The sequence below is a fragment of the Nocardiopsis sp. NPDC101807 genome (genome assembly GCF_044766605.1).
Lineage (GTDB): Bacteria > Actinomycetota > Actinomycetes > Streptosporangiales > Streptosporangiaceae > Nocardiopsis > Nocardiopsis tropica.
Genome location: NZ_JBIWMK010000007.1, coordinates 91269 through 108655, shown reverse-complemented (window position 1 = coordinate 108655; position 17387 = coordinate 91269). Strand labels below are relative to the sequence as shown.

The following is a 17387-nucleotide window of genomic DNA, read 5'->3' as shown; positions in this document are numbered from 1 at the left end:
CGGTGACATCTTCCTGGGACCCCTCGGCGCCCGGTGTGCTCCGGCTCCCCTCGGGGGCGCTGGTCCGCGGCCGGGGCCTGCGCCGCCCGCTCCCGGAGGGCCCCGCCCCCTCCTTCGCCGTGTACCTGCTCGGGCAGGAGCCTCCCCCCGTGCCCTGGGAGGCGCGCTGGGTGAGGTGGCGGGACTTCGGCCTGCCGTCCGACCCGGCCGGCCTGCGCGGCGCCCTGCGGGAGGCGCTGGAGCGGGCCGGGGCCGGCAGGGTCGAGGTCGCCTGCTCGGGCGGACGGGGCAGGACCGGCACCGCGCTGGCCTGCCTCGCCGTCATGGACGGGGTGCCCGCCGGGGAGGCGGTCGCCTACGTCCGGGAGCACTACTCGCCGCGTGCGGTGGAGACCCCGTGGCAGCGGCGCTTCGCGCGCCGCTTCGGGTGAGCGGCGGGCCCGCGGCCGGACGCGGGGCGGGCGCCGGGATCCCCGGCGCCCGCCCCGCGCGGTCGGCGACGGGGCGCTGGCCCGGCCACCGCGTCCTCAGACCGCCTTGGCGTGGCCCTGGCTGACCTCCACCCAGTTCTCCAGGGCGCGCTCGGCCGCCCCGGAGTCGACGGCGGCGGCCGCCCGCGCGTACCCGGCGCCCACGGCGTCCAGCAGCGGTCCCTCCACGCCGTCCACGGCGGCCAGCGCGGCGCCCGCGTTGAGCAGCACCGCGTCGCGCACCGGACCGGGGCGCCCGGCGACGAGGTCGCGCACCGCCTGGGCGTTGAACTCCACGTCCCCTCCGCGCAGGTCCTCGGCCCTGGACCGGGCGATGCCCAGGTCGGCCGGGTCCAGGGTCTCCCTGCGGGCCGCGCCGTCGCGGACCACCCACACCGTGGACGTGGTCGTCGTGGTCAGCTCGTCCAGGCCGTCGTCGCCCCGGAACACCAGCGCCGAGGAGCCGCGGCGCGCGAACACGCCGGCGATGACCTCGCACATGCGCTCGTCGAAGACGCCGATCGCCGAGGCCGTGGGCTGCGCGGGGTTGGTCAGCGGCCCCAGGAAGTTGAACACCGTCGGCACGGCCAGCTCGCGGCGCGGCTTGGCGGCGAAGCGCAGGGACGGGTGGAACAGCGGCGCGAAGCAGAAGGTGATGCCCGCCTCCTCGGCCACCCGCGCGGTCAGCGCCGGGGGCAGGTCCAGGACCACGCCCAGCCGCTCCAGCACGTCGGCGGTGCCGCAGGAGGAGGACGCGGCCCGGTTGCCGTGCTTGACCACGCGCGCGCCCGCCGCGGAGGCCACGATCGCCGCCATCGTGGAGACGTTCACGGTGTGCGCCCGGTCGCCGCCGGTGCCGACGATGTCCAGGGTCGGCCCGGACACGCTCACGCGCACGGCGTTGTCGAGCATGCCCTGGGCCAGGCCGGTCACCTCGGACACGCTCTCGCCCTTGGCGCGCAGCGCGATGGCGAACCCGGCGATCTGGGCGTCGGTCGCCGACCCCGACATGATCTCGTTCATCGCCCAGACGGTGTCGGCGCTGCTGAGGGTGACACCGCCGAGCAGGGCGGTGATGAGGTTCGACCAGGTCCGCTCGGTGACGGCGGACGGTTCGGGGGCGGGCGAGGCAGGGGCGTTCATTCTGGTGACTCCACGGTGAGGAACGGGCGTAGGGACCCGGGGAGGCGGCGCACGGCGGAGGGGTTCCGCGGTGCGCGGCACCGGGGCGGGACCCGCCTGCGCGCGGCGGCCCTCACGGGCGCCGGCGGACGGCGGGCGGGCCGCCCTCAGGCCCCCGGGGACGGGGACGGGGCGCGGCCGCGCCATCGCCCGATGTCGGCGCCGTGGTTGAGGGATCCGCCCACCACGAGGCGGCGGCGCATGTCCCGCTCGCCGCTGTCGTCCACCACGCGTGCGCCTCCCACCCGGGTCACCCGCTGAGGGCCGCGACCCGTCGGCGCATCAGCTCGGCCAGCGACTCGGCGAGCGCGACGGGGTCGATCGGGTGGCTGACGACCTGCTCGGCCTGCGACCAGGTGGCGAGCCAGCCGTCGTCGCGGCGGCCCACCAGGAGCAGGACCGGCGGGCAGCGGTAGATCTCGTCCTTGATCTGGCGGCACAGGCCCATCCCGCCGACGGGGGAGGCCTCGCCGTCGAGGACGGCCACGTCGATCGCCGCGGCGGGGTCGGTGTCCTCCAGCCGACGCAGGACGACGGGCGCGGTCGCGCACTCGACGAACTCCACCCGGGGGACGTCCGCCGCGGGGCGGCGGCCGATCGCGAGCCGGACCTGCTCACGGGTGTCGGCGTTGTCGCTGTAGACCAGCACGCGCATCCTGGCATCCGTGTCCGTACCGCTGACCACCATCGCGCAACCGTCCCATCGCGTCTGTCCGCGGCCGCCGCCGTGGGGGGTGCGGCCGTGGCGTTCGTTGGCTGTATGCCTATGACTGTATTGCCTCGTGGCCCCGCTGCCCAGGAGAACGGGTGGGTCCTTCGGGCGGCTGAGACCTTCGACACCACAGGATGCCAGTACCTCGGAGGGGTTCGCCCACCCGCCCCGGGCGCGGCGTTGTCCAACAGTGATCGTTTCGATACCTGGGCGTTGGCCGCGCTGGGTTGGAGTGGCGGGGAGCGGGGTACGAATCGCCCCAGCCGCCCAGGATCGCGCTTTTCGGCCCCCGGGGGCGCGGCGGATGCGGACTCGCGGTGCCCGAGCCGCTACAGTAACGCCCGAGTCACGGCGTGAGGGCCGTGGCGACGGTCCGAGACAGCCCATACCGGGACTGATCCGCCTCCTTACGGGGGGTCGAGTACGGACCTTCGCGAGATGCCGTAATAATGCTCCCGTGGCGACAGCAACCGCGAACCCAAAAACAGCACCGACACCAGCACATGGTGCGGCAAAGCGTCCTGACCTGGTGAGCGTTGGCACCATCGTGTGGTTGGCCAACGAGCTCATGTTCTTCGCTGCGCTGTTCGCGATGTACTTCACCATCCGATCGGTGACCAACGGAAACCCCGACCTCGGGGCCTGGCCGGCAGCCCACCTGAACGTCCTGTGGGCGTCGACCATCACCGTGGTCCTCGTGGCTTCGAGCTTCACCGCGCAGGCCGGCGTCTGGGCCGCAGAGCGCGGCGACGTCAAGAAGCTGCGCATGTGGTTCTTCGTGACGTTCTTCATGGGACTGTTCTTCATCCTGGGACAGGCCTACGAGTACTACGAGCTCATCGTCCACGAGGGCCTGACTCTTCAGTCGAACGCCTACGGGTCGATGTTCTACCTGACCACGGGCTTCCACGGACTCCATGTCATCGGTGGGCTGGTCGCGTTCCTCATCATGCTGGGACGCACGTACGCCGCGAAGCGCTTCACCCACCAGCAGGCAACCAGCGCGATCGTCGTGTCCTACTACTGGCACTTCGTCGACGTCGTCTGGGTCGCTTTGTTCTTCACCATCTACTTCATCCAGTAACCCGAAACGGGGAAACCGTGAAATGGATTACCGCGCGGCGACGGCATCCCCTTGCGGGGTATGTCGTCGTCATCCTCGCGCTAGCCCTGTTCGGGGTGGGGTATGCCGCCCTGGCACCCACCGCGGACCAGGCCCAGGCGCAGACTCTCGCCGCTGACGTCCCGTCACCGGATGACGTGGACATCGCCGAGGGCAAGACCGTCTTCGACCAGACGTGCGCGAGCTGCCACAACTACGACGGGAGTGGCAGCTACGACGCGGAGGGGAACGTGACCAACGGTCCCGACCTCCGCGACGTCGGTCCCGCGGCCATCGACTTCCAGGTCAGCACCGGGCGCATGCCGTCCATGGACCCGAGCAGCCAGATGCCGCGCAAGCCCATGGCCATGTCCGAACAGGACCTGGCCAACCTGATCGCGTACTACAACGCGGAGATCAGGAACGGCGAGAGCGGCGCCGAGGTGCCCTACGAGGTCCCGGACTCCGAGCCCAACCGCGCCGACTTCGAGGACGAGGCGGCGTACGAGGCGGCCGTCGAGGAGTGGGAGTCCGAGTACGACTCCTACATCGAGGGCGCCGAGGACACCGACATGGGCATGAAGCTCTACCTGACCAACTGTGCGCACTGCCACAGCTGGTCCGGTGGCGGCGGCGCCCTCACCGACGGCCGCTGGGCCCCCGAGATCCACGACGCCTCCCCGCGCGAGATCTACGAGGCCATGGTCAGCGGCCCCGGCGCCATGCCGATGTTCAGCGACGGCGCCATCACCCCCGAGGAGAAGCACGAGCTCATCTCCTACGTGAAGACCCTCCAGGCGGAGCCGAACGCCGGCGGCGTCTTCGACCTCCAACGGATCGGCCAGGTCGCCGAGGGCTTCATCGGGTGGGTCGTCGGCCTGGCCCTGATCGTCGCCTGCGCGATCTGGATCACCGCGAAGCAGCGTGCACATGACTGAGAACGACAACAACGACAACAACGAGGCCGGGGCCCACACGCCTGAGCGCGTGGTGGGGACCCCGACGGCCGCCGCGGAGGAACGCGTGGTGACCGAGTCCTCGGCCGAGGCGCCCGAGGACCACGCCGGCCCCTACCGGGCGTCGGAGACCCACGCGCGCCCGGAGGAGGTCCAGCGCCGCGGTGAGAAGGCCGCGTCCGCGTGGTTCATCATCGCCTTCCTCGGCGGTATCGGGTTCCTCGTCTCCTACTTCCTGTTCCCGCCCAACGCGGCGGGCGAGCCGGCGATCGCCGACCCGCAGATCGGCCAGTACTCGAACATGCTGCTCGGTGGCACGCTCACCGTCGCCATGTTCGGTATCGGCGCGGGCATGACGGTCTGGGCGCGCCAGGTGATGCCCCACTACGAGGTGCACTCGCCCTACGACGACCTGGCGTCCGACGAGAAGGAGAAGGGCTCCTTCAGCGACTTCTTCATGAAGAGCGCCGACGAGAGCGGCTTCACCAAGCGCCCGCTCATGCGGCGCACGCTCATCCTCGCGATGGTGCCCCTGGGCCTGGCCCCGATCGTGCTGCTGCGCGACACGGGCCCGCTGCCCGGCGACAAGCTGAAGCACACCCCGTGGGAACCCGGGATGCGCATGTTCGTCGAGGGGACCCACCGGGAGATCCGCGCGGAGGACCTGGAGAACGACCCGTACGGGATGATCTCCGCCCTTCCCGCGATCGACGACGGGCACCACCCGCACGGCATGAGCCTCACCGACCAGGCGAAGTCCGTGATCCTGTTGATCAAGATCCCGGAGAACGACTGGAAGGAGGGCATGACCGCGCCGATCGAGGGGACCGATGAGACGCGTCTGAACTGGACGCACAACGGGATCATCGCCTACTCCAAGATCTGCACCCACGTGGGCTGCCCCGCAGCCCTGTACGAGCGCACGACGCACCGCATCCTGTGCCCGTGCCACCAGTCAACGTTCGACGCTGCGGACGCCGCCAAGGTCGTCTTCGGACCGGCGCACCGCGCTCTGCCGCAGCTTCCCATCAGCGTCGACGATGAGGGCTACCTCATCGCGACCGGCGACTTCACGGAGCCGACCGGTCCGACGTTCTGGGATTATGCGAAGGACTAGTCGATGAGTAAGACCACGCAAGCACCCAAGGCGCTGCGCGGCGTCGGAAACTTCATCGACGACCGCTTCCACCTGGCCAAGACCGGTGAGAAGAACCTCCGCAAGGTCTTCCCGAACCACTGGTCCTTCATGCTGGGCGAGATCGCGCTGTACTCGTTCATCATCCTGCTCGTCACCGGCGTCTTCCTCACGCTCTGGTTCAAGCCGAGCATGCTGGAGGTCGTCTACGACGGCTCCTACGAGCGCCTCCAGGGCGTTCCCATGTCGGAGGCGTACGCCTCCACGCTGTTCATCGACTTCGATGTGCGTGGCGGCTTCCTCGTCCGGCAGATCCACCACTGGGCCGCCCTGATCTTCCTGGCGGCGATCGTGGTGCACATGCTCCGCGTGTTCTTCACCGGTGCGTTCCGCAAGCCGCGCGAGATCAACTGGCTGATCGGTATCGCGATCTTCGCGCTGTCGATCATCGAGGGCCTCTTCGGCTACTCGCTGCCGGACGACCTGCCCTCGGGCATGGGCGTGCGGATCCTCCAGGGCGTGATCCTGGCGCTGCCGCTGGTGGGCACGTACGTGTCGATGTTCCTCTTCGGCGGGGAGTTCCCCGGCGAGGACATCATCACGCGGCTGTACATGCTGCACGTGCTGGCGATCCCGGCGGTGCTCCTGGCCCTGATCGTGGCGCACTTCATGATCCTGTGGCACCAGAAGCACACGCAGTACCCGGGGATCGGGCGCACGGAGAAGACAGTGGTGGGGACGCCCATGTTCCCCGCGTTCGCGGTCAAGGCCGGCGGGTTCTTCTTCTTCACGTTCGCCGTGATCGCGGGTCTGAGCGCGTTCGTGCAGATCAACCCGATCCACCTGTTCGGGCCCTTCACGCCGACGTCCATCACCTCCGGGCTCCAGCCCGACTGGTACATGGGCTTCCTGGAGGGGTCGCTGCGCATCTTCCCGAACACCTTCGACTTCAGCGTCTTCGGTTACGCGGTGCCGATCGCGGTGCTCGTCCCGGGGCTCGGGGTCATGGGCATGCTCTTCGTCCTGCCGGGCGCCTGGCCGTTCGTCGAGCAGTGGATCACCGGGGACAAGCGCGTCCACAACGTGGCCGACCGTCCGCGCAACGCGCCGGTCCGCACCGGCCTGGGCGTCGCGGGCATGACCGCCTACGGTGTGCTCTGGCTCGCCGGGTCCAACGACATCCTGTCGGAGACCTTCTCGATCGACCTGTACCTGACCACGTACATCTTCCGTGTGCTGGTCTTCGTGGGGCCGGTCGTGGCGTTCATCGTCACCAAGCGGATCTGCCTGGGCCTCCAGCGCAGGGACCGCGACACCCTGGAGCACGGGTACGAGAGCGGCACCATCCGCCAGCTGCCCAGCGGTGAGTTCATCGAGGTCCACAAGCGCAACTCCGAGGAGACCACCGAGGTGCTGGAGAGCAAGCCGCTCATCAGCTCCACGGCCCTCGCGGACGACGCGGACGTCGACGACAAGGGCGTGGAGAACCCCGAGGCCCGCAAGGGCATGGGCAAGCTCCGCCGCGCCCTGGCCCACTGGTACACCAAGGACAACGTGTCCATCGACGGTGTCGAGGCGCACAGCGGCCACCACCTCCACCACTCCGCACCGGAGGGTGAGAAGGAGTCCGCACACTAGGACCGCCTCCTGTTCGACGGACCCGGCCGCACCGCGCGGCCGGGTCCGTCGCGTTCGCGCCCCCCCGGACCGCAGGACGGCGCCGGGCCGACCGCGTCCCCGCCGCCGGGGAACGGCGGCCGGGAGCGAACGGCCCCCGGCGGCCCTGTGAGCCCCCGGGGAGCGCCGGGCGGGCCCCGGTCCGGCCGGGGCCGGACCGGGGAGGCCAGCGAGGGGCGAGGGGCGCCCCGCAGCGGGCGCCGTACTCCTGGACACACGCCCCGCCCCGCGGCAGCCCCCGTTCCCCACTTCTGGAATCACGCACCGCGACGGCGGCCGCGCCCCCGGGGGGAGTCCCCCCGGAGGCGCGGGAGGGGTCAGACCCCGAACGCGGCGGGGTAGCCGATGGTGCCGGTCGGGACGGGGCGGGCGCCGTCCAGGGCCATGGCCATCATGGCCTCGTCCGGTACCTCGAAGGGCGCCCGGATACCGAAGCGGGACGCCGGGGTGAAGCCGAACCGCGGGTAGTAGTCGGCATGGCCCAGGACGAGGACGAGGTTCTCCCCCATGGCCCGGGCGGCGTCCAGGGCCGCGCGAATCGCGGCCGAACCGGCCCCGGTCCGCTGGGCGGAGGGCACCACCGCGCACGGGGCCAGGGCGAGGGCGGGCTCACCGTCGACGTGGCAGCGGCTGAGCAGTGCGTACCCGACCGGAGTGCCCTCGGAGGTCGTCGTGACCATCGACAGGCCCTCGATCCACGCCCGGTGGTCGGCGCGCAGGGCGTCGACGATGTCGGCCTCGGCGGCGGTGGGGAAGGCAGCCAGGAGGATCTCGCGGACGGCGGGGACGTCGTCGGTGGTCTCGGGGCGGGTGGTCCAGGTAGTCATGGTTCCGTTCTCTGTGTCGTCGTGGGGGCGGAGCAGGTAGACGGCGTAGTCGTAGTCGCCGCCGTGCCGGCGCCGCATGTCGATCTCCGCCCGGTGCGCGGCCAGCGCCTCCGGCATGCCGGGGCGCCGCGGGTCAGCCCGGGCGATGCGCTGTACGAGGGGCGTGTAGTACTCGTCCCACCAGTCGCTCTCGGGCAGCGGCCAGTGCGCGAGCACCTCGTAGCCGGCCGCCCGCGCGGCGGCGACGTTGGCCGCGCGGGTGCGCAGCGGGTAGGCCTCCTCCCAGTAGGCGCGCGCCGCAGCGGCCGGGTCGGGCGTTGTCCATTCGATCTCGGTGAGGGCCAGGACGCCGTCGGGAGCCAGCAGGCGTCGCCAGGAGCGCAGGGCGCGGTCGAAGCCGATGGTGTACACCGATCCCTCGGCCCAGATCAGGTCGAAGCCGTGATCGGGGACGGGCAGCTCGTCCATCGAGCAGTGGAGGACCGTGACCCGCTCGCCCAGGCCCCGGCGTGACGCCTCGGCGGCGAGGCCGTCCAGGAACGGCTGGTGCAGGTCGACCGCGAGCACGCGGGCGCCGGCCTCCTCGGCGAGCAGCAGGGCCGAGCGCCCGGGGCCGCAGCCCGCGTCGAGCACCCGCGGGTGCTCGGGCAGCGGGCCGACCGCCCCGAGCATGCGGCGTGTGGTGGCGTCCGACCCCGGGCCCTGCCGGGGCAGGTCCTGGTGCAGGGACAGGAGGGCCTGCGTCACCGGGTCCTCGCCGACGCCCCGGTGGGCGCTGTCGGTGTCCTTCACCGGCCACGCTCCCGGAACCGGTAGGTGGCACGCAGGTGCCGGGTGATGTCCTTCTTGGCGGCCTCGCGGCCGGCGCGCAACCGGGCGTCGGTGCGGGAGGCGGCGTAGGCGTTCTCCCGGAGCAGCTGGTGGTAGCTGTCCAGACGGCGGTGGGGGATCTCCCCCGCCTCGACCGCTGCCAGCACCGCGCAGTCCGGTTCGCTCGTGTGGGAGCAGTCGGCGAACCGGCACTCCCGTGCGAGGTCCTCGATCTCGGCGAAGGTCTGTTCCAGACCGCCCTGGGCGTCGTGCAGACCGATCGCCCGCAGGCCGGGGGTGTCCAGCAGCACGCCCCCGCCGGGCAGCGGGAGCAGCTCCCGCCAGGAAGTGGTGTGCCGTCCCTTGCCGTCCGCCTCACGCACGGCGCCGGTGGCCAGCAGGTCCTGGCCCAGCAGCCGGTTGCCCAGGGTGGACTTGCCGGCCCCGGAGGGGCCGAGCAGCACGACGGTGCCGTCGAGGACGGCGGTCAGGACGTCCAGGCCCTGGCCGGTCCGGGCGCTGGTGACCAGCACGTCCACGCCGGCGGCCGCCTGTGCCACCTGTTCCTGCGCCGAGGGCAGGTCCGCGCACGCGTCGGCCTTGGTCAGGACCACGACCGGTCGGGCGCCGCTTTCCCAGGCCAGGGCGAGCATGCGTTCGGTGCGGCCGTGCTTGAGCGGTGCGGCCAGGGAGACCGTCACCACGACGGTGTCGACGTTGGCGGCCAGGATCTGGCCGTGCGAGGTCCGTGAGGAGGAGGCGCGCACCAGGGAGGTGCGTCGCTCCAGGACCTCGTGCAGGAGCGGTGCGGCGCCGGCGAGGGGGCGCAGGGCCGCCCAGTCGCCGGTGCACGGTGCTGTCAGCGGATCGCTCCGGTCCGCGGTGCCGGGGAGGTCCGCGCGGACGGTTCCGGCGTCGGTGACGGCCTCGCACGAGCCGCGGTCGGCCCGGACGACGCGGGCCGGGATCAGCCCTTCGGCGCGACGGGGGGCGAAGGCGTGCTCGCACGCCTGGTCCCAGCCGTAGTCCGCCAGGGAGTACGGCTGAGCATGATGCGAAAGGGATGGAGACAACGTAGAGACCCTTGAACAGGGGCCCCGATGAGCACGGAGTGCTGACTCCCGTGAGCCCTCAGGGCTCGGACGGGGGGAACAGCGTCAGGTCAGACCGGGGCCCGGGACGTGAGGATGGTCCGACGGGCGCTGCACAGGGCAGCGGCCTTCACCGCAGACATCAACTCACCTCCCATTTCTGGTCCCGCAGTCGACCGGGTTGTCTCTGCGTCGGCAATGGTAGCACGGAGATGGGAGATCCGGGCCTGTCGCGCGGGGATTCTCCCGACCGGGCCGTCGCCCGAGGTCGCCGCGGGGCCGGGCCGCTCGGCCGAGGAGCGCGGGTGCTGGGGGGACGGTCGCCCGGCCCGCGCCCGCGGGATCGCCCGTCCGGTCGCCTCGTCGGCCTCCAGGGGCTCCTCCGCGCCCCGCGCACGGAGAAGGGGCCGGCCGCCGGGAGGCGGCCGGCCCCTTCCGGAGTCCCGGGGATCAGGCGCCGTAGATGTCGTCGATCTCCTTGCTCCACTGCTTGCTGACCACGTGCCGCTTGACCTTCAGGGAGGCGGTCATCTGGCCGCTCTCCTCCGTGAAGTCGCTGGGCAGGATCTTGAACTTCTTGATGCCCTCGGCCTTGGACACCGCGTTGTTGGCGTTGTCCACGGCCTCCTGGACGGCGGCGTTGAGGTCCGGATCCTGCGTCAGGTCCGCGATCTCGCCGGTCTTGCCGTTGGCTTCCTTCCACTGCGCGAACGACTCCGGGTCGATCGTGATCAGCGCGGCGATGAACTTGCGGTTGTCGCCGACCACCATGCACTGGCTGACCAGGGCGTTGGCGCGGATGCGGTCCTCCAGGACGGCCGGGGCGACGTTCTTGCCGCCCGCCGTCACGATGATCTCCTTCTTGCGTCCGGTGACGCTCAGGAAGCCGTCGTCGTCGAGGGTGCCGAGGTCGCCCGTGCGGTAGTAGCCGTCCTCGGTGAAGGCCTCCGCGGTGGCCTTCTCGTTCTGCCAGTAGCCGACCATGATGTGGTCGCCCTTGAGCAGGATCTCGCCGTCGTCGGCGATCTTCACGGTGGTGCCGGGCAGGGGCTGGCCCACGGTGCCGATCTTGTTGAACTCGGGGCTGTTGACCGAGGTCGGAGCGGTCGTCTCGGTGAGGCCGTAGCCCTCGATGATGGTGAAGCCGATGCCGCGGAAGAAGTGGCCGAGGCGGGCGCCCAGGGCCGAGCCGCCGGAGACGGCGTAGTCGGCGTTGCCGCCGAGCGCGGCGAGCAGCTTGCCGTAGACCAGCTTGCTGAACAGCTTGTGCTTGAGCTTCAGCCCGAGCGGGATCTGCCCGGTGGGGAGCGCCTTGCTGTAGGCGATGGCGGTCTCGGCGGCGGCGTTGAAGATCTTGCCCTTGCCCTCGGCCGTCGCCTTCTGCTCGGCCTTGGTGTAGACCTTCTCGAACACGCGGGGGACCGCGAGGAGGAAGGTCGGCCGGAAGACGGAGAACTGCTCGATCAGCTCCGGGCCGGTGGACGGGAAGTGGCCGAGGGTCGCCTTGCCCTCGACGACCATCACCTGGACGAAGCGGGCGAAGACGTGGGCCAGGGGCAGGAAGAGGAGGGTGGAGGGGTTCTCCTTCCCGCGCAGCACCTGCTTGGCGGGGCCCGCGAGGGCGCTGTGGGCGATGAAGAGGAAGTTGCGGTGCGTGAGCTCGCAGCCCTTCGGGCGGCCGGTGGTGCCCGAGGTGTAGATGAGGGTGGCGATGTCGTCGACCTTGACGGCGGTGCGGCGCTTCTCCAGCGCCTCGTCCGTGACCTCGGTCCCGCTGGAGCGCAGTTCCGCGAACTCCGGGCCGTCGAAGCGCCAGACCGGGCCGAGCGCGGGAGCCTTGGCGCGGATCGACTCGACGCGCTCCGCGTGGTCCCCGGTCTCCACGAAGGCGGCCTTGGCGGCGGAGTCGGAGAGGATCCACTCGATCTGCTCGGCGGAGGAGGTCTCGTAGATCGGGACGGTCACACCGCCGACGGACCAGATCGCGTAGTCGGCGACGGTCCACTCGTAACGGGTGCGCGACATCAGGGCGACGCGGTCTCCGTGCTCGACGCCCGCGGCGATCAAGGCCTTGGCGTACGCGGCGATGTCGCCGTGCAGCTCCGCGACGGTGACGTCGCGCCACTGGCCGGACTCCTGCCGACGGGCGGCGACGGCAGAGGGCTCGCCGACCGCGCGCGCGTAGAGCGTGTCGGTCAGGCGCGCGTCGTCGGAGATCTCAGCCTTCGCGGGAGAGCTGTATTCGCGCACGTGGTGCTCCTGGACGTGTACGGGTTCTGGATAAGTGGGGACGTGACGACCGTAACAACAGAATGCTACTCATGAGTAGAACGTGTTGCCGTTCGGTATCCAACGGTGATCCGGAGCCGGGGCGTGGCAGGGAGTGAACGCGCTGCTCAGCGTGGTGTCCCCCTGTCGTCAGGCGTGTCGGGTCCGGGTCCCCGAGGTGTCGTGCGGTACGCGGGCCCGCCCGGTCCGACGGCGTGCGGCGCCTTCGGGGAGATGTGGAAGTGCGCAGGTCAGGAGGGTGATTCCGCTGACTTCGCGTACGCACGCGAGACTATACGCCTGCCATGGTCTTTGTGCACATCACGTTAACTCTGTGTCATATGAGTTATATGAGGCGGTTAGTCACGTTTTGAAAGCGGACGCCCCGCCGTCTGCGACAACGCCGGGGGAGCCCCGGCTCATCCCTGGCCCGTCCCTGAACCTGCCCTGAGAAAGCCCGCCGGGCGCACCGGGGCCGGTTACCGTGAAGCCAGGAACGTGGCGCGAGGAGAGGAAGCGGACATGGCGGAGAACACCGGTCGCGACGGCGGTTCGGGTGCGGGAAGGGGGGACGCCCCGGACCTCATCGACGACGCGCTGAGGCTGGTCGACACCCTCCAGCGCAGACTTCTGGTCGCCGGGGTGAAGCGCGGGGTCGGCGCCGTCACCTCTCCGCCCCCGTCCAAGGGGGACGTGTGGGAGGAGGCGATCCGGCTGGAGAGCGAGGAGGAGCGGCCCCCGCTGGAGGAGGTCCTGGACATCGTGCGCAGGTCCGCCCCCGAGGTCGCCGGGCACCTGGGGCGCGCCGGGCTGGCCGCCTTCGACGCCTTCGGCCGCACCTGGGGTGTGGTCGAGCGCTCCCTGGAGCAGGGCCGTGCGGACGCCGCGGGGCGCCGGGAGGCCGGGCGGGCCCCCTCCGCCGCCGAGCCGTCGGCCTCCTCGCCGTCCTCCGGGGCCCCGGGGGACGGCGCCCCGGAGGCCGTGGACGGGCAGGCCGGGGCGGGGGATCGGGGTTAGCCCGGCGGCTTTGGCTTCCGGGGTGTCGGGGGTCGCCCCCGGCCTGGTTTAATCGAATGGTTTACACCATTTGAAAACCCTCTGCCATGAACCTTGAGACTTATGTCAGAGTTCGGGCGTAAGTGCGAAGGAGCAGCCCCCATGCTGACCATCGGCGTAGACATCGGCGGAACCAAGGTCGCCGCCGGGGTCGTCGACCGCGACGGGCGAATCCTCGACAAGGTCAAGTACCCCACCCCCTCCGCCGACCCGGAGGGCCTGGCCGACGTCGTCGCCAAGGCCGTCGCCGAGCTGTGCGGCAGGCAGGAGCCGGAGGCGGTCCGGGCCGTCGGCGTGGGCGTGGCCGGCTTCGTCGACGAGGACCGCGCGACCATCCAGGTGGCCGTCAACCTGGGGCTGCACGACGAACCCCTCAAGGAGCGGGTCCAGGAGCGCGTCGGCCTGCCGGTGGTCATCGAGAACGACGCCAACGCCGCGGCCTGGGCGGAGGCCCGGTTCGGCGCCGGGCGCGGCAGCGACCACATCGTCTGCGTCACCCTGGGCACCGGTATCGGCGGGGGCCTGGTCATGGGCGGGGCCCTGCAGCGCGGCCGCTTCGGCGTGGCCGCCGAGGTCGGCCACTACCGGATGGTCCCGCACGGGCGCCGCTGCGCCTGCGGCAACCACGGGTGCTGGGAGCAGTACGCCAGCGGCCGGGCCCTGGTCGCGGAGGGGCAGGACCGGGCCCGCACCGACCCCCGGGCGGCCGAGCGCATGCTCAAGCTGGCCGACGGGGTCGTCGAGCAGGTGGAGGGGCACGTCATCACCCAGGCGGCCATGGAGGGCGACCAGGCCGCGCTGGAGTGCTTCGGGATCGTCGGGGAGTGGGTCGGGCTGGGGCTCGCCGACCTGGCCGCCATCCTGGACCCGGAGTGCTTCGTCCTGGGCGGCGGGGTCTCCGACGCCGGGTCGATCCTGCTGGACCCCGTCCGCGCCTCCTTCGCCCGGCACGTGTCGGGGCGGCCCGACCGGCGCCTGGCCGAGGTGCGCCTGGCCGAACTGGGCGGGGAGGCCGGCATCGTCGGCGCCGGGGACCTCGCCCGCCACTGACCCGCCACGCCGCCGACCCGCGAGGCCCCGGGACCCGCGCCCCCGGGCCGCCGCCGTCGGAGCACGTGCGGGAGCGGGCCCCGTGCCGCCACGGGGCGCGCTCCCGCACGCCGTGGGGGGCTACCCCTTCGCGTCGTCGCCGCCCCGCGCGGCCCGCTTCTCCTCCTTGCGGGCCCGCCGCTCCTCCTTGCGGCGCTCGCGCTCCGCGCGCCTGCGGTCCTTGTCGCCGGCGTGCTGCTCGCGCCGCGCCTCCTTGGCCTCGGCCTCCAGCTCCGCCTTGATCGACTGCGCGTAGCGGTCCACGTACTCCTGGCCGGACAGCTCCATCAGCGCGTACATGATCTCGTCGGTGACGGCCCGCAGCACGCGCGGGTCCGTCTCCATGCCCTCGTAGCGGGAGAAGTCCAGCGGCTTGCCGAACTTGACCTTGGGGCGCACGCCCAGCTTGGGGAGGGTGCGGCCGGGAGGCATGATCTTCTCCAGGTTGATCATCGCCATCGGCACCACCGGGGCCTTGGACTCCAGGGCCAGCCGCGCCACGCCGGTACGGCCGCGGTACAGCTTGCCGTCCGGGGAGCGGGTGCCCTCCGGGTAGATGCCCAGCAGGTCGCCGCGCTTGAGCACCCGCAGGCCGGTGCGGAGGGCCGCCTCGCTCGCCTTGCCGCCGGACCGGTCGATCGGGATCTGGCCCACGCCGGTGAAGAACGCCCGGCTCACCAGCCCCTTCACGCCCGTACCGGTGAAGTACTCGGACTTGGCCAGGAAGGTGATCTTGCGCGGCAGCGGCAGCGGACCGAAGAAGTGGTCCGAGAAGGACAGGTGGTTGCTGACCATGATCGCCGGACCGCGCCGCGGCACGTTCTCCACGCCCTCCGCGCGCGGCTGCCACAGTACGGCCAGGACCGGCCCCAGGATCGCCTTGACCACCCAGTAGAACATCGCTCAGATCACCCCTGCACACGCGGGGAGGACTGGGCAGGGCCTGCCACGATTCACTGTCCCGCTCGACCGACATTGCCAGAGGGGCTCGCGCCCCGGGAGGACGTCGGAGCCGCCGCCTGACGTGCGCCATCCTCCCACCGTGCGGGGGCAACTGCCAAAGTGCCCCCAAACGGGCCCCGGCCCGACCCAGTCGAGGATACTCAGTCGGCCCCCGCGGCGCGCTGTGCCCCTCCCGCCCCCGGAGGGCTGGGGGTTAGTGTGCACCCATGACAAACACTCCGCCGAGCGGCTAGCCTCACGGCTGGAGCCGGGGCCGGTCCGCCCCGCGGCGCCCGGTCCACGGCCGCCGCCGGCGCCGCCGGCACCGACGCGCACCGCACGATCCCCTGGGAGCCGCTCCGTGAGACCGACCGACACCGTACCCCTCATCCCCGGGGCGGAGCCCTTCAGCCACCGCGGGTCGGAGGTCGGCGTACTGCTCTGTCACGGATTCACCGGCTCCCCGTACTCGATGCGCCCCTGGGGCGAGCACCTCGCCGCCGCGGGGTGCAGCGTGGAGATCCCCCTCCTGCCCGGGCACGGCACGGTCTGGCAGGACATGAACCTCACCACCAGCGACGACTGGTTCGCCGAGGCCGAACGGGCCCTGCTGGACCTGGCCTCGCGCTGCGAGGAGGTCTACGTCATGGGGCTGTCCATGGGCGGGGCCCTCACCTTGCGCCTGGCCCAGGAGCACCCGGACCTCGTGCGCGGGGCGGTGCTGGTCAACCCGTCCCTGGCCCTGGAGGACGCGAGGCTGCCGTTCATCGCGCCGGTCCGCCGCCTGGCCGCGCGGATCATGCCCTCCACGCCGGGGCTCTCCAGCGACGTCTCCAAGGACGACACGACCGAGGGCGGGTACGACAGGGTCCCCACCGCGGCCGCCGCGACACTCCCGAAGCTGTGGCGCGCAGTTCAGGAGGGCATGTCCGGTTTGCGAGCGCCGATTCTGGCCTATCGCAGTACCCAGGACCACGTCGTCGGACCGCGGAGTCTGCGTATCCTCGCTAGGAGAGCGGTCAACACCCGGCTGACGATCCACCTGCTGCACGACAGCTACCACGTGGCGACCCTCGACCATGACGCCGCCGCCATCTTCGACGGAAGCCTCGCCTTCGTGCGGGAGCACCGTAGAAGCGGGGAAGGAGCCGACCGATGACGCAACGTCGGGGTAACGGCCTGCTCGCCGACGCCTACGTGCCCCTCATCCTGCTCGCGCCGTCGCACGCCGACACGATGCTGGAGGCGCTGCGACGCAGCGGGATCGCCGCCTACGCGGTGCCCCTGGACGAGGACGTCCTCGATCCGTCCGGAGGCGGGGCCGACGACCCTCCCACCGACCACCTCTACGTGGACGCCGAGGAGCGGGCCGCGGCGGAACGGGTCCTGGGCGCCGAGCTGCCCGACCTGGGCCCCTCCGACCCGGACCTGCTCGCTCCGCACGGGGACTCCAGGCCCGAGGCCGACGGCGCGGAGGGCGGGGCCGCCCCCGACGCCCAGGCCGACGGCCCCGCGGGCGGCGACCTGCTCGACGGGCCCCACGGCGACGCCGCGCAGGCCCGGCCCTCCGACGAGGACCAGGTCTGGAACGACCTGGTGGCGCGCTTCTACGACGAGGACGCCTCCGACCGGCCCACCCGCGTGGCCTGGCCGGACGCCGAGAACCTCGGGGTCTCCGACCGGAGCGAGGACACCGGGCCCGGTGACGGCGGCGACCCCGGCGGCGACCCCGGCGGCGACCTGCTCGCAGGCCCCGCCGACGCCGCCGGGGAGGACGACGGGGACGAGGACGCCCGGCGCCGGGCCGAGGCGGAGCTGGAGGGCCACTACGAGCCCCCGCCCCCTCCACCCCTGCTCAAGGGCGACCGGGTCGGCATCGCCGCCTGGTTCGGACTGCTGGGCGGACCCGTGCTGGTGTTCGGCGCGGCGTTCGCCGGCGTCTCCCTGCCGAACTGGATGATGTTCCTCGCCGTGGTGGCGTTCCTCGCCAGCTTCGTCGTGCTCATCCTCCGCATGACCGACTCGCGGCCGCCCGGGGACAACGGGCCGGACAACGGGGCGGTGGTCTGA

At 71.8% G+C, this 17387-nt stretch carries 16 protein-coding genes and 1 pseudogene; 9 read left to right on the top strand and 8 right to left on the bottom strand.

Annotation, left to right across the window (positions count from 1 at the left end):
* Positions 1 to 2: 2 nt before the first annotated feature.
* The gene (locus tag ACIRPH_RS21825; RefSeq protein ID WP_402917079.1) at positions 3 to 431 is read left to right on the top strand and encodes a protein-tyrosine phosphatase family protein; all 429 of its coding nucleotides are present in this window, start codon (positions 3 to 5) and stop codon (positions 429 to 431) included.
* 96 nt (positions 432 to 527) lie between these two features.
* Here the strand turns inward: ACIRPH_RS21825 and trpD are convergent, their stop codons facing one another.
* The 3 genes from trpD to ACIRPH_RS21810 form a co-directional block, all read right to left on the bottom strand.
* On the bottom strand, positions 528 to 1613 hold the full coding sequence (gene trpD, locus ACIRPH_RS21820; RefSeq protein ID WP_402917077.1) for an anthranilate phosphoribosyltransferase: 1086 nt from the start codon (positions 1611 to 1613) through the stop codon (positions 528 to 530).
* A 146-nt stretch (positions 1614 to 1759) separates the two neighbouring features.
* Positions 1760 to 1882, bottom strand: a complete 123-nt coding sequence (locus ACIRPH_RS21815) for a hypothetical protein (protein WP_267948884.1) — start codon at positions 1880 to 1882, stop codon at positions 1760 to 1762.
* 20 nt (positions 1883 to 1902) lie between these two features.
* Positions 1903 to 2340, bottom strand: a complete 438-nt coding sequence (locus tag ACIRPH_RS21810; RefSeq protein ID WP_402917075.1) for a hypothetical protein — start codon at positions 2338 to 2340, stop codon at positions 1903 to 1905.
* A 553-nt stretch (positions 2341 to 2893) separates the two neighbouring features.
* On the opposite strand from ACIRPH_RS21810, the gene ACIRPH_RS21805 reads away from it, so the two are divergent.
* The 4 genes from ACIRPH_RS21805 to ACIRPH_RS21790 all read left to right on the top strand — a co-directional run bounded on the left by ACIRPH_RS21805 (position 2894) and on the right by ACIRPH_RS21790 (position 7195).
* The gene (locus ACIRPH_RS21805; RefSeq protein ID WP_402917073.1) at positions 2894 to 3448 is read left to right on the top strand and encodes a heme-copper oxidase subunit III; all 555 of its coding nucleotides are present in this window, start codon (positions 2894 to 2896) and stop codon (positions 3446 to 3448) included.
* Between the two features lie 95 nt (positions 3449 to 3543).
* Complete coding sequence (locus tag ACIRPH_RS21800; protein WP_402917071.1) at positions 3544 to 4404, top strand: cytochrome c; 861 nt, start codon at positions 3544 to 3546, stop codon at positions 4402 to 4404.
* Positions 4397 to 5539: a Rieske 2Fe-2S domain-containing protein gene (locus ACIRPH_RS21795; RefSeq protein ID WP_402917069.1), complete on the top strand. Its 1143-nt coding sequence runs from the start codon at positions 4397 to 4399 to the stop codon at positions 5537 to 5539. Before ACIRPH_RS21800 ends, ACIRPH_RS21795 begins: the two co-directional genes overlap by 8 nt.
* 3 nt (positions 5540 to 5542) lie before the next feature.
* Positions 5543 to 7195, top strand: a complete 1653-nt coding sequence (locus tag ACIRPH_RS21790) for a cytochrome bc complex cytochrome b subunit (RefSeq protein WP_402917067.1) — start codon at positions 5543 to 5545, stop codon at positions 7193 to 7195.
* Positions 7196 to 7551: 356 nt separating this feature from the next.
* Here ACIRPH_RS21790 and ACIRPH_RS21785 read toward each other — a convergent pair whose 3' ends face one another.
* The 4 genes and pseudogenes from ACIRPH_RS21785 to ACIRPH_RS21770 form a co-directional block, all read right to left on the bottom strand.
* Positions 7552 to 8061, bottom strand: a complete 510-nt coding sequence (locus tag ACIRPH_RS21785) for a GNAT family N-acetyltransferase (protein ID WP_402917779.1) — start codon at positions 8059 to 8061, stop codon at positions 7552 to 7554.
* 225 nt (positions 8062 to 8286) lie between these two features.
* Positions 8287 to 8733: pseudogene (locus ACIRPH_RS21780) on the bottom strand (SAM-dependent methyltransferase); the annotation flags it as partial.
* Between the two features lie 116 nt (positions 8734 to 8849).
* Positions 8850 to 9944, bottom strand: coding sequence for a ribosome small subunit-dependent GTPase A (gene rsgA, locus ACIRPH_RS21775; RefSeq protein WP_402917065.1), 1095 nt, complete (start codon positions 9942 to 9944; stop codon positions 8850 to 8852).
* A 468-nt stretch (positions 9945 to 10412) separates the two neighbouring features.
* Positions 10413 to 12212: an AMP-dependent synthetase/ligase gene (locus tag ACIRPH_RS21770; protein WP_402917063.1), complete on the bottom strand. Its 1800-nt coding sequence runs from the start codon at positions 12210 to 12212 to the stop codon at positions 10413 to 10415.
* 540 nt (positions 12213 to 12752) lie between these two features.
* On the opposite strand from ACIRPH_RS21770, the gene ACIRPH_RS21765 reads away from it, so the two are divergent.
* Positions 12753 to 13247: a hypothetical protein gene (locus ACIRPH_RS21765; protein WP_402917061.1), complete on the top strand. Its 495-nt coding sequence runs from the start codon at positions 12753 to 12755 to the stop codon at positions 13245 to 13247.
* Positions 13248 to 13388: 141 nt separating this feature from the next.
* Positions 13389 to 14336 (top strand): ROK family glucokinase, encoded by a 948-nt coding sequence (locus tag ACIRPH_RS21760; protein ID WP_402917059.1) that lies wholly within the window; start codon positions 13389 to 13391, stop codon positions 14334 to 14336.
* Positions 14337 to 14456: 120 nt separating this feature from the next.
* Here the strand turns inward: ACIRPH_RS21760 and ACIRPH_RS21755 are convergent, their stop codons facing one another.
* Complete coding sequence (locus ACIRPH_RS21755; RefSeq protein WP_402917057.1) at positions 14457 to 15275, bottom strand: lysophospholipid acyltransferase family protein; 819 nt, start codon at positions 15273 to 15275, stop codon at positions 14457 to 14459.
* A 403-nt stretch (positions 15276 to 15678) separates the two neighbouring features.
* Between ACIRPH_RS21755 and ACIRPH_RS21750 the strand changes: the two genes are divergently transcribed.
* On the top strand, positions 15679 to 16476 hold the full coding sequence (locus ACIRPH_RS21750; RefSeq protein ID WP_402917055.1) for an alpha/beta hydrolase: 798 nt from the start codon (positions 15679 to 15681) through the stop codon (positions 16474 to 16476).
* Entirely contained in the window at positions 16473 to 17387 is a 915-nt protein-coding gene (locus tag ACIRPH_RS21745) for a hypothetical protein (protein ID WP_402917053.1), read from the top strand. The genes ACIRPH_RS21750 and ACIRPH_RS21745 overlap by 4 nt, the downstream gene beginning before the upstream one ends.